Origin of the sequence: Streptococcus thermophilus (assembly GCF_010120595.1) — a bacterium.
GTDB lineage: Bacteria > Bacillota > Bacilli > Lactobacillales > Streptococcaceae > Streptococcus > Streptococcus thermophilus.
Genome location: NZ_CP038020.1, coordinates 688,560 through 710,097, shown reverse-complemented (window position 1 = coordinate 710,097; position 21,538 = coordinate 688,560). Strand labels below are relative to the sequence as shown.

The 21,538-nt window shown below is 36.4% G+C and carries 23 protein-coding genes and 1 pseudogene; 2 read left to right on the top strand and 22 right to left on the bottom strand.

Annotation, left to right across the window (positions count from 1 at the left end; all coding sequences use genetic code 11):
* Window positions 1-118 precede the first annotated feature (118 nt).
* The 15 genes from E3C75_RS03780 to E3C75_RS03710 all read right to left on the bottom strand — a co-directional run bounded on the left by E3C75_RS03780 (window position 119) and on the right by E3C75_RS03710 (window position 15,241).
* A complete protein-coding gene (locus tag E3C75_RS03780) occupies window positions 119-1,327 on the bottom strand; it encodes an MFS transporter (RefSeq protein WP_011225463.1) in 1,209 nt (402 codons plus the stop codon).
* Between the two features lie 25 nt (window positions 1,328-1,352).
* Window positions 1,353-2,999, bottom strand: a complete 1,647-nt coding sequence (locus E3C75_RS03775; RefSeq protein WP_133264086.1) for an NUDIX domain-containing protein — start codon at window positions 2,997-2,999, stop codon at window positions 1,353-1,355.
* The gene (locus E3C75_RS03770; RefSeq protein WP_111679243.1) at window positions 2,996-5,887 is read right to left on the bottom strand and encodes a non-ribosomal peptide synthetase; all 2,892 of its coding nucleotides are present in this window, start codon (window positions 5,885-5,887) and stop codon (window positions 2,996-2,998) included. Before E3C75_RS03770 ends, E3C75_RS03775 begins: the two co-directional genes overlap by 4 nt.
* A gap of 189 nt (window positions 5,888-6,076) precedes the next feature.
* Window positions 6,077-6,925 carry an amino acid ABC transporter substrate-binding protein gene (locus E3C75_RS03765; protein WP_111679241.1) on the bottom strand — a complete coding sequence of 283 codons (849 nt, stop codon included), beginning with the start codon at window positions 6,923-6,925 and terminating at the stop codon, window positions 6,077-6,079.
* Window positions 6,926-7,089: 164 nt separating this feature from the next.
* Window positions 7,090-7,803: an energy-coupling factor ABC transporter ATP-binding protein gene (locus tag E3C75_RS03760; protein ID WP_002949561.1), complete on the bottom strand. Its 714-nt coding sequence runs from the start codon at window positions 7,801-7,803 to the stop codon at window positions 7,090-7,092.
* Between the two features lies 1 nt (window position 7,804).
* Window positions 7,805-8,584 (bottom strand): energy-coupling factor transporter transmembrane component T, encoded by a 780-nt coding sequence (locus E3C75_RS03755; protein ID WP_111679239.1) that lies wholly within the window; start codon window positions 8,582-8,584, stop codon window positions 7,805-7,807.
* Window positions 8,581-9,558 carry a cobalt transporter CbiM gene (gene cbiM / locus E3C75_RS03750; RefSeq protein ID WP_084825767.1) on the bottom strand — a complete coding sequence of 326 codons (978 nt, stop codon included), beginning with the start codon at window positions 9,556-9,558 and terminating at the stop codon, window positions 8,581-8,583. Before cbiM ends, E3C75_RS03755 begins: the two co-directional genes overlap by 4 nt.
* A 3-nt stretch (window positions 9,559-9,561) precedes the next feature.
* Window positions 9,562-10,401, bottom strand: a complete 840-nt coding sequence (locus E3C75_RS03745; protein ID WP_011225456.1) for an urease accessory protein UreD — start codon at window positions 10,399-10,401, stop codon at window positions 9,562-9,564.
* A 1-nt stretch (window position 10,402) separates the two neighbouring features.
* Window positions 10,403-11,017: an urease accessory protein UreG gene (gene ureG / locus E3C75_RS03740; protein ID WP_002889928.1), complete on the bottom strand. Its 615-nt coding sequence runs from the start codon at window positions 11,015-11,017 to the stop codon at window positions 10,403-10,405.
* A gap of 29 nt (window positions 11,018-11,046) precedes the next feature.
* Complete coding sequence (locus E3C75_RS03735) at window positions 11,047-11,760, bottom strand: urease accessory protein UreF (protein ID WP_002946398.1); 714 nt, start codon at window positions 11,758-11,760, stop codon at window positions 11,047-11,049.
* The gene (gene ureE, locus E3C75_RS03730) at window positions 11,750-12,202 is read right to left on the bottom strand and encodes an urease accessory protein UreE (protein ID WP_002949549.1); all 453 of its coding nucleotides are present in this window, start codon (window positions 12,200-12,202) and stop codon (window positions 11,750-11,752) included. Before ureE ends, E3C75_RS03735 begins: the two co-directional genes overlap by 11 nt.
* A gap of 139 nt (window positions 12,203-12,341) precedes the next feature.
* Window positions 12,342-14,060, bottom strand: coding sequence for an urease subunit alpha (gene ureC / locus E3C75_RS03725; RefSeq protein ID WP_084825765.1), 1,719 nt, complete (start codon window positions 14,058-14,060; stop codon window positions 12,342-12,344).
* A 15-nt stretch (window positions 14,061-14,075) separates the two neighbouring features.
* Window positions 14,076-14,387 carry an urease subunit beta gene (locus tag E3C75_RS03720; RefSeq protein WP_111679237.1) on the bottom strand — a complete coding sequence of 104 codons (312 nt, stop codon included), beginning with the start codon at window positions 14,385-14,387 and terminating at the stop codon, window positions 14,076-14,078.
* Between the two features lie 11 nt (window positions 14,388-14,398).
* Window positions 14,399-14,701 (bottom strand): urease subunit gamma, encoded by a 303-nt coding sequence (locus tag E3C75_RS03715; RefSeq protein WP_002886558.1) that lies wholly within the window; start codon window positions 14,699-14,701, stop codon window positions 14,399-14,401.
* 24 nt (window positions 14,702-14,725) lie between these two features.
* On the bottom strand, window positions 14,726-15,241 hold the full coding sequence (locus E3C75_RS03710; RefSeq protein WP_111679235.1) for an AmiS/UreI family transporter: 516 nt from the start codon (window positions 15,239-15,241) through the stop codon (window positions 14,726-14,728).
* 403 nt (window positions 15,242-15,644) lie between these two features.
* Between E3C75_RS03710 and E3C75_RS11505 the strand changes: the two genes are divergently transcribed.
* Window positions 15,645-16,016 carry a hypothetical protein gene (locus E3C75_RS11505; protein ID WP_223899649.1) on the top strand — a complete coding sequence of 124 codons (372 nt, stop codon included), beginning with the start codon at window positions 15,645-15,647 and terminating at the stop codon, window positions 16,014-16,016.
* 440 nt (window positions 16,017-16,456) lie between these two features.
* Window positions 16,457-16,936, top strand: coding sequence for a DUF4153 domain-containing protein (locus tag E3C75_RS11500; protein ID WP_223899648.1), 480 nt, complete (start codon window positions 16,457-16,459; stop codon window positions 16,934-16,936).
* A gap of 145 nt (window positions 16,937-17,081) precedes the next feature.
* Here E3C75_RS11500 and E3C75_RS03690 read toward each other — a convergent pair whose 3' ends face one another.
* The 7 genes and pseudogenes from E3C75_RS03690 to E3C75_RS03660 all read right to left on the bottom strand — a co-directional run bounded on the left by E3C75_RS03690 (window position 17,082) and on the right by E3C75_RS03660 (window position 21,537).
* A complete protein-coding gene (locus E3C75_RS03690; RefSeq protein WP_223899647.1) occupies window positions 17,082-17,390 on the bottom strand; it encodes a DUF805 domain-containing protein in 309 nt (102 codons plus the stop codon).
* Window positions 17,391-17,519: 129 nt separating this feature from the next.
* A complete protein-coding gene (locus E3C75_RS03685) occupies window positions 17,520-18,089 on the bottom strand; it encodes an ATP-binding cassette domain-containing protein (RefSeq protein WP_231907528.1) in 570 nt (189 codons plus the stop codon).
* A 54-nt stretch (window positions 18,090-18,143) separates the two neighbouring features.
* The gene (locus tag E3C75_RS11990; protein ID WP_111679233.1) at window positions 18,144-18,614 is read right to left on the bottom strand and encodes an ABC transporter transmembrane domain-containing protein; all 471 of its coding nucleotides are present in this window, start codon (window positions 18,612-18,614) and stop codon (window positions 18,144-18,146) included.
* An 83-nt stretch (window positions 18,615-18,697) separates the two neighbouring features.
* The gene (locus tag E3C75_RS11985; protein WP_252989162.1) at window positions 18,698-19,093 is read right to left on the bottom strand and encodes an ABC transporter transmembrane domain-containing protein; all 396 of its coding nucleotides are present in this window, start codon (window positions 19,091-19,093) and stop codon (window positions 18,698-18,700) included.
* Window positions 19,094-19,258: 165 nt separating this feature from the next.
* Window positions 19,259-19,555, bottom strand: a pseudogene (locus E3C75_RS11980) (cysteine peptidase family C39 domain-containing protein); the annotation flags it as partial.
* 237 nt (window positions 19,556-19,792) lie between these two features.
* Window positions 19,793-20,692 carry a helix-turn-helix domain-containing protein gene (locus tag E3C75_RS03665; protein ID WP_111679231.1) on the bottom strand — a complete coding sequence of 300 codons (900 nt, stop codon included), beginning with the start codon at window positions 20,690-20,692 and terminating at the stop codon, window positions 19,793-19,795.
* Between the two features lie 194 nt (window positions 20,693-20,886).
* Entirely contained in the window at window positions 20,887-21,537 is a 651-nt protein-coding gene (locus E3C75_RS03660) for a phosphatase PAP2 family protein (RefSeq protein WP_111679229.1), read from the bottom strand.
* Window position 21,538: the final 1 nt, after the last annotated feature.

Here is a 21,538-nt window from a genome sequence, read left to right as displayed (position 1 = left end):
CCCGCCCACTTCTAAAACGATTACCTTATGTGTGTAATGGTTGCCCTAACAAGTATATAAATTGTGACTTTACTAAGCAATTTTACTACGCCATCGGAGCTAAAATTACTCTGAAAATTTACCTCAATCTTTTGCTAAAAATCCTATAAAAGAGAAGCGAAATACCTCCTATAGATAAACCAACGATAACAAAATTAAAGATATTTTTAGGGCTTAAAAGAAAAGTAAATGTCATTGTCCCAATGGGCATAAATAAAATTGCAACAGTAAAAATAATCCCAAAAACTCTACCAAGAAAGACATTATCCACATTCTTTTGGATATATGAAAAAAACTGTAAGTTGAACATAGTCAAAAACAAGTTGAATAAAGCAGGATATAACGCAAGCATATAAGCACTTGGAAAAACACAGTATACCATAGGTGTCAAAGATAGAAAAACACCTGATACTCCAAGATATAAAATCATTGTTTTTATTTTCAAAACTTTATTGAGAATACTGCTTAAAGACGCTCCAATAAGACCACCTACTGCTTCTGCTCCTAGGAAAACACCGTATAAGCCAACGGTAACTCTTGGGAACATCTGATTGCTATATGGTAACAACAGATTATAAGCTGCTAAAAAGAAATTAACAATCGCAGATAAAATAACCAAGTACAAAATTTCCTTTTGACTAGCTAGATACCTTCCTCCTTCAAAAAGATCTGAAAAGATTTTCGATAATGAAAACACCTGTTTCCCAGTACTTTCTTCAAGTATGGGACGAATAAAGAGAATAAGCAACCCAGATGCAATAAATGTTATCCCATCTAGACGTAAAATACCATATAATCCTAGTAAACCGTATAGAGATACCGATACCAGGGGAACAACGACTTTAACTACCGTTATAAACGATTCTAGTAATGAGTTTAGTTTTGAAATATTATCTGCTTCCACCACTTCTTTAGTAAAAGCCTTATAAGCAGGGCCTGAAAATGATGAGAAAAAAGCTAATATAATGTTTGTGATAACCACAGCATAAATCAACCACTGCTGATTAGAAATAAAAGATAAGGCAAGACACAATACTCCGCTTAAAATATCTGTTAAAATGATAATCCGTTTTCTTTGAAAGTTATCAGACAGAACACCACCAAAAAGATTAAAAATCACACTGATGATGTTTTCTAATGTCTGATAAATACCAACTAACATAAGTGACTTAACATTTACACTCGATAAAAAAGTGTTATTCGCAAAGTCAAACATAATATCTCCAACACGAGAAATAATACGGCTCCCTACAAGTAAATATGTATTTTGTTGTTCTTTTTTATTCAAAATAAACTCCTCAGATATTTGTTCATTAGCAGAACTCTTCTAACCATTGCTTCGCAATATTATAGTTATCCTCATCTGAAAGAGTGTTTACTTGCTTAGCTATAGCCATTTCTCTATCTTCAATAAACTTCTTAGCTGTATATAGAATGGCTGCCTGGACTAATAAAATATAATTTCCCAAAGCGGAGTTTACTACAAAATTAGTTGGTGTTCCTTGATTTAACAGATAGAAATAGTTGTCTTCACTTTCATATCTAGTGATTAATGAAGTTTCGACTATTTCTTCATATTCATCCAATAAATAGCTATAATTAAATTCATCATCACTAGATGTTGCAGAGACTAGGAAGGTTCCATCTTTGATAGAGCGAAAATCTAAAATATCTAGACTTTTTGAACCGGTCGCACAAAAAATCAAATCAATATTCTTGAAATCTTTTTCTAGCAAAATGTCGCAACCATCACGTACCGCTTGAATAGTTCTCATGCTATCTTTTTCCAGCACCTTCGGTCTAATACCAAGTTCTCTTAATTTGGTACAGATGCCGTAACCGATTTTCCCATATCCAATACAAACCACTTGCATATATTGCATTAATAAATTTTTTTGATGTAATATATAATCTGTCCCAAAAACAATATCCGCACCAACTAAGTAATCCTCATTCTTCTTCAGGGGATTTCTAGCGACAGAAAATAACGGATATTCTATTTGATCAATAACATTCTCATATTTTTGAATCCCATTTTCTGTATCTTCAATGATACACTCGATAGGTAAGTTTGGAATCTGAGCAATTGAGGCAAAATACCCACCAATGTCTAATAAAATTGTTTTACTCTTTATCCCCAGATAATCTACATTAAAATATTCATCCCTTGAAGCTAATGTTAATCTTACCCCCATATTTTCTAGCTTGTGCCATACCATCTTATCAACAGAGTTTGGTTTAGCACACACTAACAAACGATGCCCAAATATTTTTTGCAATGTCATGATAATCGGTATTGTACTTGAAATAATATGTTGTACAGTAATACATGATATGTCTTCAAACGATGCACCTTTCAGCATATTAGATAAAAAACGTTCTTGAGAAGCTGCTTCAAGTTTTTCAATCTTCTTAATGATTTCCTTATAGCCGTCCATGTCCTTTACATTATCTAGCTGAATCCACTCATAGGAACTCGATTCGTTGCTGTCAATTTTCACATCAACCTCATTTTCAATATAAAATAAATATTGCAAGTCATAATGGTAGTGGGAACGCTCATTCTTCAATTTATTTTCTGGTATCTTATGCACAGAAACATTAAAAGGTATCAAGCTATTCAATGGTTCTGCACATTGATACGTCAATATTTCAGAATCTATCCCAGTCTCCTCAAACAGCTCACGTTTCGCTGCATCTAGCGGGTTTCTATCATTTTTATCAATATGCCCCCCAGGCTGTAGGTATCTTTTTAAAATATTATGGTGAACCATCAATAAACGCCTGTTATCTTTTGAAATAACAAATGCTGATGCTGTAAAATGCCCAATGAAATTCTTTCTATTTATCATCTCTTGATCATCTTTTTCATTAAGCTGTACCAAAACGTTATTCAATTTATCCTTTTCCTGAATATTATTCAGTTGGTACCCCTCTACTATATCTTTATAAATACTCATCGGTTTGTCTCCTCATTTTCCAGTCGTTTTTTATCAATTACTTTTAGCTCGAATTTGCTATCTTTATGCATTAAGTCATAAACACTATTACTCAATAACTCAGATTTTATAACTGCGTATGCAAATCGCTCATGTACAAATACATTAATAAAATTTTTATCAAAATCAACATCAATTATATTATTAATAGTATCTTTTAACCTAAATGCTTCGCCAATGAAATTTATTGATAGAGACAGATTATTTAATCGTTCTTGCACTTCTTTAGCACTCATATCATTTCCTAACATTGCAATTTCATAGTAATCAATACCTGTACGATAGATCTCCAAAATTTTGAAATGAGAGTTTTTAAACTCCTCAAAAGTTTCAGTTCGATTTACTTGGAATGGAATTTTCTTGTGAATGTCTCCTATTAAGTCATACGCATCAAACTGTTCATAATCTCTAAAATCCAAAGATAGACCCCCAGATATAGCAGACAGATTATAGTCGCTTAAAATACACTGTGAGATAGCATAAATTGTAAAAAGATATACATCGTCTCCTTTAATATCTTCTGGTAAAGAAACTTGAAAACATTGAACTTCATCATTTAATTTCTCAAACTCAATAGCAGGCTTTATCTTTGGCAATCTAGCAAGAACATCCCCAGAGACATCATTCTGTAACACCTCCCTTTTAAACTGCGAAAAAGCAACCAGTGAACTACTAGGTACTTCATCAATAACTATCTTTTTTTCGTACAGTTGATATACTGTATCTCCAAGTTTATTTAATGATGATGCATCAATAGAATGATATGGAAAATAAAATCTTACTTTTTTATCTCTTGTTCCCACCACAATAATTGGAATAGGAATCACTTCTATATTATCTAATATTCCTTGTAATTCTAACTCTGTTGGTAAATTATTTAGTACAATAATATTAGGTGAGTAATCTCCTTCATTCACAATACCTATGCTAAATCGAGTTTGCTCCTTTTCGACAACAAGTCTAAATATATCAATTTTATAGCTTAAATATTTAATAATATGGTGCAGCTTATTCAATTCTAAATAAGTCACTTCTTCCAGTGCTAAATTAAAACCAATAACACGATTTTGATTGTTTTTATAAAGTCTCTTTTGTGTCGGGCTAGGAGTAATAATATTTTTCAAATAACGATAATTCATTTTTGTGAGATTATACTCTAAATTAACCAAGTCATGTTCTTTAGTAAAACTATCGTTTGGCTCAGTTGAACGTTCTTGAAAAAATGATTTATTTCTAATATAGTCCACAATCGAATCTACACTCTTTAGCCTATAAAAATCATTTTCTTTAATTTCAATATCAAAGATATCCTCAATCTCTAAATAAAATCTAACTAATTCTAACGAATCCAAATCTGTGATATCAACTCTTTCAAATTTAGATAGTACATCTAAAATATTTTTTCTAACATCATCTCCTTGTTGACTTTGTTTTTTATAATAATATATCTCAAGCATTTTTGGAACATCCAACTTTCTATTCTGATTGAGATAATAACTCTCAACTTTAACTACCGTCGGATTTAAGTAACTAGGTAAACTTCTAATAATATCTTCTTTAATATTCAAATCGGCTTCATAAAATACGACAAGTTTCTTCTTATAAAAAACAACTCGTGATGATTTAACTGATTTAAGTTTATCTACAATAGATTTTACCTCATCTAATTCAATACGAATACCATTTACTTGGACTTGGCTATCTATTCTTGAACTAAATACCAAGTTATCTCCTTGGTAATAAACGTAGTCCCCCGTTACATAGTACCTATTTGAACCTATCAACTTAAACTTAGCTTTATTTAATTCGGGTTGTAGTCTATACCCTTCCGTTACTCCATTACCACCAATTAGAAGTTCTGCCATCTTAGAATTCTCTTTTTGAGAAGCTATCTTTAGTTGAACCCCAGGCAAAGGCTTACCAATTGGAACAGTATTATATTTTCTATCTTTCAACTCATAGTAGGTTGCATAAATTGTTGTTTCTGAAGGCCCATATAAATTAAATACTCGACACCCTTGCTGAATAAGCCCTCTCAACCTATTCGCTAATGAACTAGGAAATGTCTCACCTGCTAGACACAACGCTCTTAAATTCTGGAATACTTCTGGCCCACTAATATCAATAATAGTTTCAGCAAAAGACGGAGATAATGATAAATGAGTTATCTTCTTTTTCTCAATTGTTTCTCCTAGTCGAATAATATTCTGAATCCCACCATCGTAACAAACCAAAGTACCACCCGTATATACAGGTGCCAAAATCTCTGTTAATGAAACATCAAAAGTATAGGGAGTTGTAAATAAAAATTTTGATTCGGAAGTAAACTTCACAATTTTATAAAATTCTTTTACAAGCCAATCTATGTTATCATCAGTTAAAAATACTTTTTTAGGAACCCCAGTAGTTCCAGAAGTACAGATAATATGTGCAATTTCATTCTCTTTAGTTGTAGCTACTTCTTGATACTCACTGTAACTTTCTAATTTTTTGGATAAGAGCAAAAGAGTTACTGAATGATTTTCAAGTTTAACATCCCTATCACTTATCAACACGTCAAAGACAACTTCGCTAATACGTTCTAATGATATTTTGACCTCAAGACTATTTGTTATAGGTAACGGAATTTTACCCGATTTCATTATCCCCAAAACAACTGGTAAAACATACTTATTTTTTTCTATATAAAAAGGTACAGTCTCTTCATCGCTATTGAGTAGTAGCTGCTTAGCAATAAAATTAGACATCACATCTACTTCTTGAAAAGTAAACTCTCCTCCGCTATACATAACAGCAACTTTAGAAGGATATTGTTTCACCGTATCACTAAAAGTTTTTAATATGGTCATTTCTCTTCTCCTTAATTTGATTGATTATGCACTGTCATTCATAATTTATCCACACACAACAATAAGAATTTCAAAAGCAATTTTCAAAGTTGGCAAAAATTTTACCTTTTTCATCATTTCCCTCTTTTATTTATCATATAATAAACAAAGGCTTTTCGTCACCGACTACAGTTGACAAAAGAGACTTTCTTATTTTTTGCTTGGAACTTTCAAAGCATCTTTAGTTGGAATATAATCTTTGTTTCCAAAGAATTTTTCAGCCAACTTAGCCAAAGTACCATCTTTTTGGAGTTCTTCCAAACGTTTGTTTACAAATTTTTGAAGATCTTTTTGGTTATCTGCGAACAAGAAGTAGATGTATGGTTGTTGATCAGACTTAAGTTCAATGGTCTTCAAATTACTCAACTTATTATTTTTGATGATTGCATTAACAGTTGGTGCTTCAAAGATCTTGAAGTCATATTTGCCTTCATTCAAATTTGTCAACATTTGTTCAATATTTTCATTTGTGTAGTTAAGTTCAACTGGCTTGTCTGAATGTTTATCATTAAACTCTGTCAATTGAGTAACTGTCGATGTTCCTTGAACAACCTGCGTTGAGTGTCCAGCAATATCATCATATTTCTTAATATTACTATCTTTTGGAACAGTCAAAACAGCTGGTGTGGTAGCAATTGGATATGAGAAGAGATATTTTTGGGCACGTTCTTCTGAATAAGAGATATTGTTCCCAGCCATTTGGTATTTAGCTGAGTCAAGACCTGTAAATACTGAAGACCATTCTGTTTTTTGGAATTTCACTTCATATTTGTCAGAGTTTTTGAAGACTGCTTTAGCCACTTCCACATCGTAACCAGTCAATTCACCGTTTTCTTCATATGAGAACGGTGCTGTTATCCCAACAGTGGCAAAGTTAATTGTTTCTTTAGCACCTGAAGATTTAGATGCTTCTTTTGGTGATTTAGATGAACATGCAGCAAGCAAAGCCACTGAAGCAATGGCTACACCCGTAATTCCAAGAATTTTTTTAAGTTTCATAATACTCTCCTTTGAGATTGATTTTTTTATTGTAACAGAATTCACTAAGCTTAACTAATACTTAAACATAATCAAAGTGATAAGAAAATACTATCACCTAAAAATATCAATTGTTTGACAAAGAAAAAAGTAGGAAACCTAGAACGATTTCCTACTTATCCTTATTAATAATGTGACAAACGCTCAATTACTTGCTGGTTACTGAGCACTTCCTGGGCAGGAAAGAAATCAGCTTTGCCGTCTTCAAAAAGAAGAACATCAGCCTTTTCGTGATGAAGATGCTTAAAGTGATGAGCAGACATGATAATGGTTTTCCCAGCTGAATGAAGCTCATGTAGAAGTTCCCTAAAAAATTCTTCATATTCTTTAGAAAGATTATTGAAGGGTTCATCAAGAATATACACATCTGGATTAGTTACCATGATACTGGCAAAAGCCACTTTCTTCTTTTCTCCACCAGACAGTTGATAGGGAACGCGATCTCTTAAATCTTCAATTTTAAGCAGGGATAGCGTGTCTTGAACGCGCTGTGACACTTCTTCGGTAAGACCTAGCTGACGTGGACCAAAAGCAATCTCATCATAGACAGTACTATTAAATAACTGACTATCCACATCCTGAAAGAGGATTCCGAGGCGACTATAAAAATCTCGTTTTTGACGTTTGTCCTTCAGCCATTCTTTGAGGTCCTTCCCTAAGAAAAGAATGCGACCAGATTCTTCCTGCTTGAAGCCAGTTAATAAACTGATAAGACTTGATTTCCCAGTCCCATTTTCCCCCATCAACATCACATATTGTCCTTGTCTAATCTCCAAATCAAGACCAGTAAAGACCTTTTTTTGTTCATAGGCACAGGCCACTTGTTTCAATTGAAACATCTCATCCTCCTAACATAATCTGCCCTAAAATCACTGCTACTAGACCTATCAAGGCCAGCCAGTCCTTCCATGTGAATGACTGTGATGACTTGACATACTCACCAACAAAGCAACGTGCTTCCATGGCTTGAGTCAATTCCTCACCATAGCGTATAGCTTTAAGGTATAAAATTCCCCAGATATTACTTCCAATCCGGAAACGATGGTTGCCGCCAAAGCTTCGTGCTTCAATCCCTTTGAGCAAATCCATTAATTGTTTTCCAAAGACATCGATATATTTTATGGTGATATCTAACTGGAGCAGAACAAGATCAGGAAAATGCAACCCTTTTAATGCCACTAGCATCTCACTTATTGTACTTGTCTCTGAATAATAAGCAATGGCTACGGCAATCAAAGGAAGTCTAAAAAGAAAGAGCGATTGACCTCCGCTAAGTAAGAGATGCGGTAGATAAAGAACTAAAGGGAAGATCAACAACACTACAGTTTTTTTCAAAGTTCTTACTAAAACAGAATACGGTAAAAAAGCCACGCCAGCTCCTAAAAACAAGGCTACAATCCACAAAACTATGAGATTTCGGCTAATTCCCACTGAAACAAGTAAGAAAAAGAGAAGTAAAACCTTAGCTGTTGGATGAAAGACTGATGCTACTTTTAAAGGATGCGTTTCAAACTTTTGAAGAAGAGCTTCCAGATGGTGACGATTCCGGATAAGAAAGTTATTTCTAACGACTTTAGTGACTACTGGGCGCTCTTCCGATATCCAATCTGGAAGAATCATTTTTCAACCTTTCTACCGAAAATCAAGCGATAGAGGATGAAGAAAATCAAAACAGCAGAGGCAGCACTCAGGATATAACCCAAAACTTCTGGAATGCCTGCGATACTATAATTTGGGAAGAGGGCATTGAATGAAAAACCATTCAACATTCCTTTTGGCGCTTGGGCTTCCACATGGTAATGAGACAATTTTTCTACTAACTCTTTGACATCCCATTCTGCAAAAGCTGTTCCCGTCGCCAATAAACCAAGTGGCGTTAGGATAATTAAGGCTAGGATAAAGAGCAATAAAGGACGTAGTTTTTTAGTCGTTATTTCCTGAGTATTATCAATATTCAAACGTTCAATGAATTCTTGAACACCGGCTGTGAAAAATCCTTCTACCAAGCCGATAAGCAGGTGAGTCAAGCCCATTACTGGAAGCGTCACTCTCAAAGGGTATGGATTGTAAAGCGGATTACCACTGCTATCTTTAAAGAGAATCGGTTGAATTCCTAGTAAAACCGCAACAGTCAGGGCCGCAACTGCAATTCCAATATAACCTCCAAAAAAGCTAGCAATTATCCTATTCTTTGTCCACTTATTCAAGAGTTTATAAACAGCATAACCCACAAATGGCATGACAACAGCCATACAAAAGGCATTCGCACCAAAGGCCAAAATCCCACCATCACCAAATAGCAAAGCCTGCATAGCTAGAGCCACACTAACTGCTAAACAGGATGCCCAAGGTCCTAACAATATAGCAATTAGCACTGCCCCAACAGCATGGGCACTCGTTCCACCTGGGGCTGGAAGATTAAACATCATGATAAGGAAGGACAAGGAAGTCCCGATTCCCAACATAGGAATCGTTTTTTTATCAGTGTTAACCTTTACCTTCACTTCCTTGACAGCCTTATACCAAATAGGCAACATAACTGCCCCCATTGCCGCACAAGTCATAGGGCTTAGATAATTTTCAGGAATATGCATTTTTTATCTCCTCATATCATTTTTTCTCAAATTCAAAGGGGTTAATCCATGTATTTCTTGTCTAAAATAGTCTGCACAAGAATAAATGATGCGACGATTATCCTCAGCAGTTTTTCCTAAGATACGTAACACCAAACCTGAGATATCTAAGGATGAAATGGCAAAATCAGACTCAAGATTTAGCCCTTCTAAGTGCTTCTGCAAAGCCTTAACAAAAGCCTCGTCAATATTTGGGGACACCATTACCAAGCTATTGTAATTACGCCATCCTTCAAAATAACCAAGTTTAAACATATCTTGTTTCTCAGGCTCTAAGAGAGTCTGATCGCTATAAACAAGCTCATTATCTTGGTAAATTTGTGTCAAATTACGAAAATAATGGTATTGAAACGGTAAATCCTCATGAGACCAACCTGCCGTTACACCATCTGAATAAATCAAGTGGGCAGACTTATCCATATCAATACGACTTGTTTGGAAATAGCGTGATTTTAAATATGGAATAACTTCATCAGCCATGTACTCCAAATAACTATTTTCTTCAAGTGTGATAGACGTATTCTGTTGTGTCAACTGTCCTTTCTCACACTTGTAAACATAGGTAGGTGTTTGAGTTGTCACCAAGGCATGAGCATCTTTATTAACATCAATGGTCACTTGATACTGCTCACCCTCGACAAAGCCCCCACCCATATTAATGAGGAAATAGTAAGGAACGCCATTGGCATCTGAATTATCTGCCGATACTCGAGAGTTACCTTCTTGATATTTCTTGTGGGAAATTGTACGACCATTTCGATTTGAAAATCCAAGATGGACAAAGCCATCGTAAACTTGTGTCATCTTACAAGTCCTCTAGTAGGAAATTCTTACGAATCCATTCTTCTACTTCCTTAACATTGTCATCATTATTCAAATTTGTGAAAATGAAAGAATCTTCGTTACGGAAATGAAGGGTATCTTCACGCATACGATCTAGGTTGGCTCCAACATAAGGTGCAAGGTCAGTCTTATTGATCAAGAACAAATCACTCTTAATCATCCCTTGACCAGCCTTACGTGGGATTTTTTCACCCTGAGCAACGTCAATAATATAAATGGTAAAATCAACCAAATCAGGGCTGAAGGTCGCAGCCAAGTTGTCTCCACCACTTTCAAGGAAAATAACATCCAAATCATGGTTAAAGCGCTCTTGAAGAGTTTCAATCGCTTCAAAGTTCATAGAGGCATCCTCACGAATCGCAGTATGAGGACATCCACCAGTTTCTACACCAATGATACGGTCTTCGTCTAAGCTCGAATTTTTAGCCAAGAAAAGGGCATCTTCTTTTGTATAGATATCGTTAGTAATAACTGCTAAATTTAAGTCAGACATACGTCGTGTAAGACGCTCAAGCAAAAGGGTTTTACCTGAACCAACAGGTCCACCAACTCCAATAATTACAGTACGTTTTGTCATTGTTTTTTCCTCTCAACCTTGTTGATATTTTAGGACATGAATAGGCGAAATACCTGTGTTTCATGTTTCATCTGAGCTAATTCAAGACCAGGCGTATTGGCCCCAAGGTAGGACGCATCCAATTCTTGAATTTCTTGTGTCATTTTTTCTAATTGCGAAAAGCTACGTAAAACAATCTCCTGTCCAGCAAACTGTCCAAGGGGAATGGCACGCACAGCATTTTGAACCATCGTCGAAATCACGCTATAACCATAAAGTGCTATGGCTTCATTACATCCCAAGCCCTTGTTAAACACATAGAGCGCAAAGACAATAGCTGGATTGCCGAAGGCCACACCCTTACGTATTTTAGACTGATAGTCATCCAATACCGGAATAGCATGAAGCCTTTGAATGAGTCGAAGCATTTGTTTAGCAATCATTTTAGTCCCCTGTCTTGTTTCACGCGCTTGCGTCGAAACTGTCAAGACCTTATCATAATACCAAACCTGGTCTATGTTATCTGTAACCATAGCATCATAAACCAGTTTGATTACAAGACCTTCACCATATTTAAACTGACTGGCTAAATAGGCTTCTTGCCACTCTTCGTAACCTTTATCATCTGTTACAGTGTCTTCACGCAGATAATTTTCCATCCCAAATGAGTGGTTAAATGATCCAATTGGAAAGGTTGAATCGACAATTTGCACAATTTCAAGATAATCTTGCAAAGACACATTAGCAAAGGGATTAATGTTCATGGGCAGTTAAATTCACATGGCGTAGGGGTTTATCAAGGACCACTTCTTCAATCGTGTAGGCAATCTCTTTTTGAGTCAAGACTTGCTCTACAACTGGGTCAACCTCTAAATAAATCTTGGCATCTTTCACCTCAATCGGTTTATGAGTATTCCCAAGAATGTGAGCTGTGATTCCCATTTCATCCATATCTTTAGGTGAGATGACAATCAAATCCTGTGACTCAACACCAATAGCTAGGACATGGTGATCATCGATAAAAAAGGCAGATCCATTTTGCAATTTTTGTCCCTTATCAAGACGAATACCAAATTCATTCCCATGATCACTCTTCACACGAATAATTTTTTTGTTAAGATCGTCACTCGAAAGAATGACTGTTTCAATATGGTATTTGTCCACATCGATATCCTTAACAAGAGCATCTACTTTTGTAAAAATCATACTTTTTCCTTTTCTATTACATTTTAAAAGTCTAGCATCAGACTCATATAGCAACCTAATAAGTGCTAAAAACGTTATGGCTGTAAAATACAAAAGAGGTTGGAGGAAAAAATCCAGCCTCATGTATATAGCGTTTTCCTTAGAACAAGAAATAACGTTGAGACAATGATGTCGTATGGATTGGCTCACAAGTAACCAACTCATCATCAATAAAGACATCAAAGGTCTGTGGATCGATACGGATTGTTTTTGGAGCGTAGTCATTAAGCTTCATATCACGCTTAGTCAAGTTACGCGTATTCTTAACAGGAAGAACAATCTTATTCAAACCAATTTCTTCTTTGATACCGTGATCATAAGCATATTGAGAGACAAATGTAAGATTTGTTTTATGAACCGCTTGACCATAAGCACCATATAATTTACGCATGATACGTGGTTGAGGTGTTGGAAGACTTGAACCAGCGTCACCCATAACACCATAAGTTAACATACCACCCTTAAGCACCAACTTAGGTTTTGCACCAAATTGTGCTGGTTCCCAGATAACCAAATCTGCAAATTTACCAACTTCTACAGAACCGATATAGTCTGCAATACCATTGGTGATGGCAGGGTTAATTGTATATTTAGCCACGTAACGTTTAATACGGTTATTATCGTTAAACTCTGAATCTCCCTCAAGTGGACCACGCTGAGCCTTCATCTTATCAGCTAGTTGCCAACAACGCATTGCTACTTCACCGACACGTCCCATTGCCATGGCGTCTGAAGTCATGATACTAAGGGCTCCCATATCGTGAAGAACATCTTCTGCAGCCACAGTTTGTTTACGAACACGTGATTCGGCAAAAGATACGTCTTCTGGGATTTTTGGATCCAAGTGGTGACAAACCATAACCATATCTAACAACTCACCAATAGCATTTGTAGTATATGGGTTAGTTGGGTTAGTTGATGATGGCAAAATATTTTCCTTACCTGCAAAAACCATAATATCTGGAGCGTGCCCACCACCAGAACCTTCGGTATGGAAGGTATGAACGGTACGACCTTGGAAAGATTCCAAAGTATTTTCCATAAATCCACCCTCATTCAAAGAGTCGGTGTGGACCGCAAAAGAAACATCGTATTTATCCGCAACTTTAAGGGAATTATCAATTCCTGCGTAAGTCGCACCCCAGTCCTCGTGTGTCTTAATTCCTGCTGCACCAGCTTTAATTTGCTCTTCAACCACTTCAGTCTCAGAACCAACACCTTTGGCAAGGAAACCAAAGTTAGCAGGCATATCATCAACAGCTTGCAACATACGAGTAATATGGAATTTACCAGGTGTACATGTTGTTGCATTACTACCGTCAGCGGGACCAGTACCACCACCAAAGAGGGTCGTAATTCCATTATCCAAACCAAATTCAGGAAGGTCAGCAGAAATATAATGTACGTGGAGGTCAATACCACCAGCAGTCACAATCAAACCTTCTGCAGCAATGGCTTCTGTACTAGCACCCACAACAAAGTCCACATTGTCCATTGTATCTGGGTTACCACCGCGACCAATAGCAACAATCTTACCATCACGAATACCGATATCTGCTTTAATAATACCTGTATAGTCAATGATGGTTGCACCTGTAATAATGGTATCAACAACTGATGGATTGTCACGTGTTTCCGTAGCACTAACACCCATACCATCACGCAAAACTTTACCGCCACCGAACTTAGATTCCTGTCCATAAACAGTAAAGTCTTTTTCAATGGCTGCAAAAAGATTGGTGTCTCCAAGACGTACACTATCCCCTACAGTTGGTCCATAGTGTTGAGCATACTCTTCACGATCCATTTTAAAACTCATCGATTTGTCCTCTTTCTAGTCTAAGAAACCATTGACCTTGTTATTGAAACCAAAAATACGACGTTCCCCTCCAAAGTCAATAAGTTGTACTGTTTTCGTTTCACCTGGCTCAAAACGAATGGCTGTACCTGCTGGAATATCTAGACGTTTGCCTCGCGCCTTTTCACGATCAAATTGAAGACCAGCTTCGTTTGCTTCATAAAAATGGTAGTGAGAACCCACTTGAGCAGCACGGTCACCCACATTTTTCACTTCAAGACTAATGGCTTCGTAACCACCGTTATAATCAATTGGCTCACTCGCCACATGGTATTCACCTGGAATCATTACATTTCTCCTTACTGAATAGGATCATGAACAGTAACCAGTTTTGTACTGTCCGTAAAAGTAGCTTCAACTTGAATCATTGGAATCATTTCTGCAATACCTTCCATAACATCTTCACGTGTTAAGAGATTGCGAGCTTCATCCATCAATTGGGCAACAGTTTTACCTTCTCTTGCACCTTCAAGCACATAGTCAGTGATTAAAGCAACTGCTTCTGGATGATTCAATTTGATTCCTTTGTCTTTACGTCGTTGAGCAATCATAGCCGCAAGGCTAATCATCATTTTTTCCTGCTCGCGCATTGTCAATTGCATCGTTTTTCCTCCTTAAATCAATGCTTACCACTTGCCCCAAAGCATCAAAAGCCCTGGAATCCAAGCTGTTACAATTCCTTCAAAAATAGCTAGGTAAGGAACAAATTTTCCTAGATTCTTCTTAAGATTAATTTCAATAAAGGCAGTTAGCCATAGGACACCCCACAAGAACCAAATAATACCATACCAAGCATTACCACCGTATCCAGATGTTAAGCAAAGAATCCCTGCTGGTATCGTATTAATTGCCACAAATAAACTAAACCACCCATACAAACGTTGATCAAAATCGAAAATCGTATTGATTGCTGAGTAAAGATAGGTGAAAGCAAATAAAAGACCAGTAGCGCTACCATAAAACCATTCAGCACCTTGCCCTGTACAAGCTCCGTAAGCAATGACAATAATGTTGAGAATCAAACCCAGACCACCCGTAAAGATATTCATGACAACATTTGATTTATCAGGAATACCCTCTAAACGATGGAGTCCATTACTCACCAAAACCATACCAACATAGAGTAGGATGACACCTAACATAAGAACCTCCTAAGTTTTTTTATGTTAATATCATACTACTTTGAAAATACATGTCAACGAATTTTCAGAAATTTTGCAACATTTAGATAGCAGTCAATCTAACATATAGTGTCAAAAAATGACATCACCTTTGGTGATCCTCGATAGAAGTCCTTTGCTCAATCCCAGATAAACAAACAGTTAATCTCTAAAAAACTATCTTTAGCATTTGACAGTTTCTGACAATATAGCCCGTACAATCTATCATTCAATGTGAGAATAATATTTTTTACTCACCTATTTTTCCAACTCATTCTCCAGACCTAAGTCCATAGACCTATTTTTAGTAATTTTACAGTTGGGTGACAAAATTGAACATTTTTTATAATAAAGTCTTTTTGGACTAACATCCAAAAGGAGAATTATGATGGAAACAAATAACTATACTACTAATTTACAGCTAGTCTCCCAGGAATATCCCGACGAAAAGACTAGTCTTCAAACCAAAACCAAGAAACTCTTGGAATATTTTTCACCAAAAGACATTTGGAAAATTAAGGGACTGATTGTCGCCTGTCTCGTGGCCTGCTTCCTATATGTCACTTACTTGACCCATTTTTCCTTTGCCTTTCCAGCAATCGTTGTCTTGATAAGTACGATTGAACTGGGCTGTCGTCTATTAGGTGGAAAAGCAAAGGGAATGCGACTTGAATCGGCAATACTTATGGTCACTAGTCTACTACAAGGTTTACAAATTAGTCTTTGGGGTCTGCACGACAACTGGGGGAGCGCTTAGATTCTTTGCTTTCATGCGAGTATCCTCCTTTACTTAATGGCACGTACTGGACAAAGTAGTCAAGACCGTTTGGAATTATGGTTTGGCTAGACCTCATTATACACTAGCTGCATCTTCCCACTGAAATATTTCTTTATCGGAGCCTGGACACTACTCTATAAAACAGCACCTAAACAAGAGCTCTCTGAAGAAGAAAAACACGCAGTTCAGAACCACAAATGGATGATTCTCATTAGTATCATGATTGCCTTGATACTGATGGTCTTCGCTGCTAGTCAGGTCTTGCCTGCTTTCGGACAACTTTGGCAACAGTTCTTCCATACACTTGCTACTCTACTTGATTTCACTATCACCTTCAAGGATAACGGATTATTATTCTCTCGTTTAATAACCAGTATCCCTCTGGCTCAGGACTTTTTGCTCAACTTATTGCAACCTATTTGGCAAAAGAAAAGCCACTTAGTCAAAAACGATTTGAAGGCCGTCTTAAAACAACCCGTCAGTTTCCAAAAGTAGCAGCTTATATCGTACTCGGAAGCCTCTGCCTTACTTATGCCCTATTCATATTAACTGCCACTAGTCAAATGGGAGAACTCCTTTCTCTCAACCAAGTCAAAATTCCAGCCCATCAAGCCTCACATATTGCTGTTCAGGGCTTCTGGCAATTAGTTCGAGTCTCTACCCTTAACTTGGGAATCCTAGCTGGATTTTACATTTTTTCTAAAGAAAACTTCTTCACCCACAAGGGGCTTCGTTTGTTGAGTACCCTACTCTTTACTTTTGCTAGCCTCTTTGCCCCTTATCGCCGGCTGGAAACTCTTTGGCGTTTATATAGCACTCTATGGTGTAACGCCACGTCGCTTACTATCAGGTTGGTTTGTCACAGTACTCTTTATTTGGTGTGTCCTAACACTTATTAGACTTTATAAACCTATCCAGGCGACCCGTCTCGCTGTATTTTATGCAACTATCAGCTTCACCCTCGTTAGCCTCTTAGGTAGCTTTATTTTATAAGAAAAAAAGAGTGGAACTAGATTAACTAGTTTCACCCTTTTTATATTGGAGTTATTTTGAATCTCTTATAGGAAAGGCATACATCACCCAAAGTACTACTGGTAGTGGTGTCGCTTTTAATACAATCCAAGCAACATTGGAATTGGCATCACGTAGACGACGAATCTGCATAGAAATGGTAGGAAGTGCCGTTGCTGCTATAAATAGAATGAAATCCGTCAATGTAAATCCAGCAGCTTTTGTTTGCCCAAGCAAGTACATCAGTAGGAAAACCAAGCTACCGATAACGCCATTAATCAGGACAACCCCCAATAATCTAATCGTTTTGTACGACCATAAAAATCGAGATAGTCTAACCAAAAATTTTTATATGCCTCTAACATGTTTACACCTCTTAATAGTATACCCCAGTATACTACATAAAGAAGACGGCTGCAAGATTTGAAATTTTAGATTCCTTAATTTTTCTATATAAATAGGAAGATGATTTTAAATGAACTGGAATGGATTGAAGTTGGGACTAGCTGCTTCAAGCTTCCCATTTGCCATAGTCACTACACGACTGACATGTTGGTAGACACTGCTACGGTGAGCAATGAAAATCATTGTTCGTGTCAGTTCAGAAAGATTGGCCATTACTCTACTTTCAGTTTCCCTGTCCAGACCACTTGTAGCTTCATCAAAAATCAAGATTGGTTGATTGGACAAGAGAGCCCTTGCTATAGCTAATCTTTGTTTTTGACCGCCAGACAGACCTCCATCTTCAGATACTTGGGTCTGAAAACCTAGGGGCATCTTTTGAATATCAGCCAAAATATCGGCTTGTTCACAGACTTTCAGAATAAGATGCTCATCAACTTCTCCTTCAAGGCCTAACAATAGATTTTCTAATATTGTTCCCGTAAAGACATAGGTCTGTTGTGGAACATAGGTCACCAACTGGCGCAACTCCGCTTGGCTAATAGAAGCTTTGTCTAGGCTTACATGACCACTAGATTTTGTGTAATAACCTGACGAAATCTTCGCTAAAGTCGTTTTCCCAGAACTACTCTGACCCATGATGGCAATTTTCTCTCCCTTATTAATCGTCAAATCAATCTTACTAAGAGTCTCTTACTGATAACTAAAACGGTGACTGACTCCTTTAAAAGCAAGTTGTTTAAAAGATAACTCTTTAAGTTTTCCTTTTTCTTCCTTGTCCACAACATAAACTTCTTGAAGACAATTATTGGCGACTTTGGCTTGCTGAATTTTAGATTGGAGATTGATGATATTAATTAAAGGAGTTGTAAAATAATTCAACAACATATTATAGGTAATCAACTGACCTGCAGATAGTTGCCCTTCCATGACCAATTGTCCCCCATACCAGAGGATAAAGACATTAGAAACTAACTGAACCACTGTCTTTAACCCATCCTGCGTTAATTGCCACTTGGCCTTAGACAAAGACTTCTTCAAATAGTCATGGAATTTCACCTCAATTTCTCGATAGCGTCTTTCCTCAACCCTCAAGGATTTTAAGGTTTCAATACCTCGCAAATCATCAATAACAGCGGTATTGACCTGACTATTTGCCTCCATCAATTGATAATTTTCCTTCTCAAAAAGCTTATAAAAAGGCCAGAATAATCAAAACATAAAGAGGAACTACAAAGTTAAGGTCATCAAAAAAAGAGAACGGTTTGTAAAATAAGGGCGACAGCTAAAGTTATCACAATGGTGACATCTAGGAAAATCGATAAGATTGTTGAAGCTAGAGCATCGATAATGGTGTTGGCATCTCTAAAACGTGACGTGATTTCACCAGTACGACGTGAACCGAAGAAACTAATGGGCAAAGAAAGGACATGTTTAATATAAGGAAGGATAACAGAAATGGACAAGTAATTACCCAATCGATGTAGAAGATAATCTTTGAAAAAAGTGAAGACTTGTTGGGCTAGATAGGCGATGCACAAACCGAGAGAAATCACAATCAGAAGAGAATAGTCTTCTTGAGGAATCAAGCGGTCTATAATAGACTGCAAATAATAAGAACCAATAATATTAACAAGGGTCACCAGAAAGCTCAGCAAGACGATGACTGCTATCAAACTTTTACGACGAAATAAAATTGGTAAAAACGAAAGAAGACCAGGTACCTCTTCCTTATATTTAATGTAGTTTTCTCCCGGTTCAAAAAATAGAGCAACCCTTGTCCATTCCTTGTCAAAATCCTCTAGGGACAATTTAATGACCTTCTTGCTAGGATCTGGATCACCAATTACAACCTGTCCCTTGTCCTTACCAAATAATGTATAATAATGTTGAATACCACCATCCTTAACCACATGTACAATAAAAGGGGAAGATAGGTTTTCTTATTTAAACAAGTCTAAATCTGCACGAATGGCCTGAGTTTCAAACCCCAACTGCTTGCCCGCTTCAACCAAACCAAGCGCAGAAGTTCCTTCACGAGAAGTCTGAGCTAACTCCCGCAAATAAGCCAAACTATAGGATGAACCATAGTGCTTGAGAATCATAGCTAAGGCAGCTACCCCACAATCACGCTGAACAACCTGTGAAATATATGGACATTTTGGCATGATGGCTCCTTATTAAAGACATCCTGCAAAATAAGGCAAGATAGCAATAAGTAGTGAAAATAGTACAAATATTTTCAGGGTTTTCAAAATATAACTCCTTTTAACTATTATTTATATTTCTATAGTACACATTTAACCCTAAAAAAAGTAGTGACATTTATGTCACCACCATTTCTATAAACCATCTGCCAATTTTCCTGCCTTTATACTTTCCTCTAAAACCGAGTCTTCCAAAACGGAAGCAAACATTATGGCCTTATCATAATTCTCTGCAGCCTCTTTCTTGTTTTCTTTATGCAGAAGTTCATATTTAGCCTTAAGTACAAAAACACTAGGCTTGTAGCTATATAATTGTGATTTTTCTATGACAACTAAGGCTTTATCCACAACTGTTAAGAAGTCTGAGAAGGAATTGTGAAAAATCTTTAAAGCAGCAATAGCCATCAAATCATTAAATAAAACAATATTGTAAACATCATCTGTCCAAATTTCCTGATTTAATACTCTCTTTATAATTCTTTCAAATAGTTTTTTGTCATACTGTTTTCTGCCATAAAGATGAAAGAAATAATAGTCAATGACTAATAAATCGTTAGTTGAGAATTTCCTCTTCCTTTTGACTTGTTCAAACAAGTCTTCATATATCTCCTCAACTTTTGGACTCTCCTCCCAACTAGTAAAACTCAATATATTTTCGAGAATGTCTAGAGTTAATAATTCTTCTTCTGGAAGAATATCAAAAAATTTCTCATAGACTTCCTCAATCAAAGTAAGTTTAGACTTTATTCTGTCAGGGTTTCTGTACGTTGGAAACTTAATCAAACGATTCTTCATTTCATAATATTCGTCAGGAATGGTAATATTGTCTTGATCCAATAACTCTGTCATACTTTTTCCTAAACGTTTAGCAATATACGATAATCTATCTAAAGACGGGAGAGACTCCCCCTTTTCAATACGAATTAACTGGCGAACAGTCAATTCCGCACCATCTAAACATAGCACTTCACGTGACATCTGTTGGTGTTCACGCTCAGTTTTGATTCTTAGTCCAATGCTGTCTTTTATGTTCAAGAGAATCTCCTTTATATCAAAACTTTAAAAATATTATATCACAATTGTAATATATTTAATATACAGTTAATGCTTTTTTAACCGAATATTAGTCTTAAATACGATATTTTTATACATTAATAACAAAATAATGTTTTTATAAGATAAATCTTGATTATCCAACAAAAATATGCAGTTCAGAACTGCATATTGTTTTATTTCTGTTTGCTTTGAAATCGCCATTCAAAGCGAATACGGTCATAAGTTGGATAGACAGCATTAAGCAAGCCAAACGCTAGGGTAAAGCCAGCTAAAACATCAGTTGGATAATGAACACCTACATAAATACGCGAAAGTCCAACAAGGAAAATCAGAAGCCCAGTAATAGCATAAACTACTATTTTAGATTCTTTATTCTCCAAACGCTGAGCAAGGACAATGGCAATTGCTCCAAGAATCATAAATGCCCCCAAAGAATGACCACTAGGAAAAGAGTAGCCTCCCACATGTAACAAATGCGTAATTGATGGGCGCTGACGCTGATAAATATACTTCAAACTTACAATCAAGATACTAGCGAGAAGCCCACTGGCTCCCACAAAGATAGCTTCTGATTTATACTGACGTAGATAAAGCCAGATTACTGCTACGATTGCAATAATAGCCTGTACAGGCGCATTCCCAAGAATGGTAATTGTTTTAAAGAAGCGTGTCAGTCCTGCTGGTAAGTCTCCTCGAACCCTAGTTTGTATGCTGCTATCAAATTCTGTCAAGGCTTCAGGGTAGAACTTAACCATGTAACCGAGAGTAACAAATAACAAAAAGGCAAAGGAAGCGTAAATATAATGTGTGTATTTGTGTTTCATA

Coding starts and splice junctions, on each gene's coding strand:
- E3C75_RS03775 (WP_133264086.1), bottom strand. CDS start 2,999: ATGAGTATTTATAAAGATATAGTAGAGGGGTACCAACTGAATAATATT.
- E3C75_RS03770 (WP_111679243.1), bottom strand. CDS start 5,887: ATGACCATATTAAAAACTTTTAGTGATACGGTGAAACAATATCCTTCT.
- E3C75_RS03765 (WP_111679241.1), bottom strand. CDS start 6,925: ATGAAACTTAAAAAAATTCTTGGAATTACGGGTGTAGCCATTGCTTCA.
- E3C75_RS03760 (WP_002949561.1), bottom strand. CDS start 7,803: ATGTTTCAATTGAAACAAGTGGCCTGTGCCTATGAACAAAAAAAGGTC.
- E3C75_RS03755 (WP_111679239.1), bottom strand. CDS start 8,584: ATGATTCTTCCAGATTGGATATCGGAAGAGCGCCCAGTAGTCACTAAA.
- cbiM (WP_084825767.1), bottom strand. CDS start 9,558: ATGCATATTCCTGAAAATTATCTAAGCCCTATGACTTGTGCGGCAATG.
- E3C75_RS03745 (WP_011225456.1), bottom strand. CDS start 10,401: ATGACACAAGTTTACGATGGCTTTGTCCATCTTGGATTTTCAAATCGA.
- ureG (WP_002889928.1), bottom strand. CDS start 11,017: ATGACAAAACGTACTGTAATTATTGGAGTTGGTGGACCTGTTGGTTCA.
- E3C75_RS03735 (WP_002946398.1), bottom strand. CDS start 11,760: ATGAACATTAATCCCTTTGCTAATGTGTCTTTGCAAGATTATCTTGAA.
- ureE (WP_002949549.1), bottom strand. CDS start 12,202: ATGATTTTTACAAAAGTAGATGCTCTTGTTAAGGATATCGATGTGGAC.
- ureC (WP_084825765.1), bottom strand. CDS start 14,060: ATGAGTTTTAAAATGGATCGTGAAGAGTATGCTCAACACTATGGACCA.
- E3C75_RS03720 (WP_111679237.1), bottom strand. CDS start 14,387: ATGATTCCAGGTGAATACCATGTGGCGAGTGAGCCAATTGATTATAAC.
- E3C75_RS03715 (WP_002886558.1), bottom strand. CDS start 14,701: ATGCAATTGACAATGCGCGAGCAGGAAAAAATGATGATTAGCCTTGCG.
- E3C75_RS03710 (WP_111679235.1), bottom strand. CDS start 15,241: ATGTTAGGTGTCATCCTACTCTATGTTGGTATGGTTTTGGTGAGTAAT.
- E3C75_RS11505 (WP_223899649.1), top strand. CDS start 15,645: ATGATGGAAACAAATAACTATACTACTAATTTACAGCTAGTCTCCCAG.
- E3C75_RS03685 (WP_231907528.1), bottom strand. CDS start 18,089: ATGGGTCAGAGTAGTTCTGGGAAAACGACTTTAGCGAAGATTTCGTCA.
- E3C75_RS11990 (WP_111679233.1), bottom strand. CDS start 18,614: ATGGAGGCAAATAGTCAGGTCAATACCGCTGTTATTGATGATTTGCGA.
- E3C75_RS03660 (WP_111679229.1), bottom strand. CDS start 21,537: ATGAAACACAAATACACACATTATATTTACGCTTCCTTTGCCTTTTTG.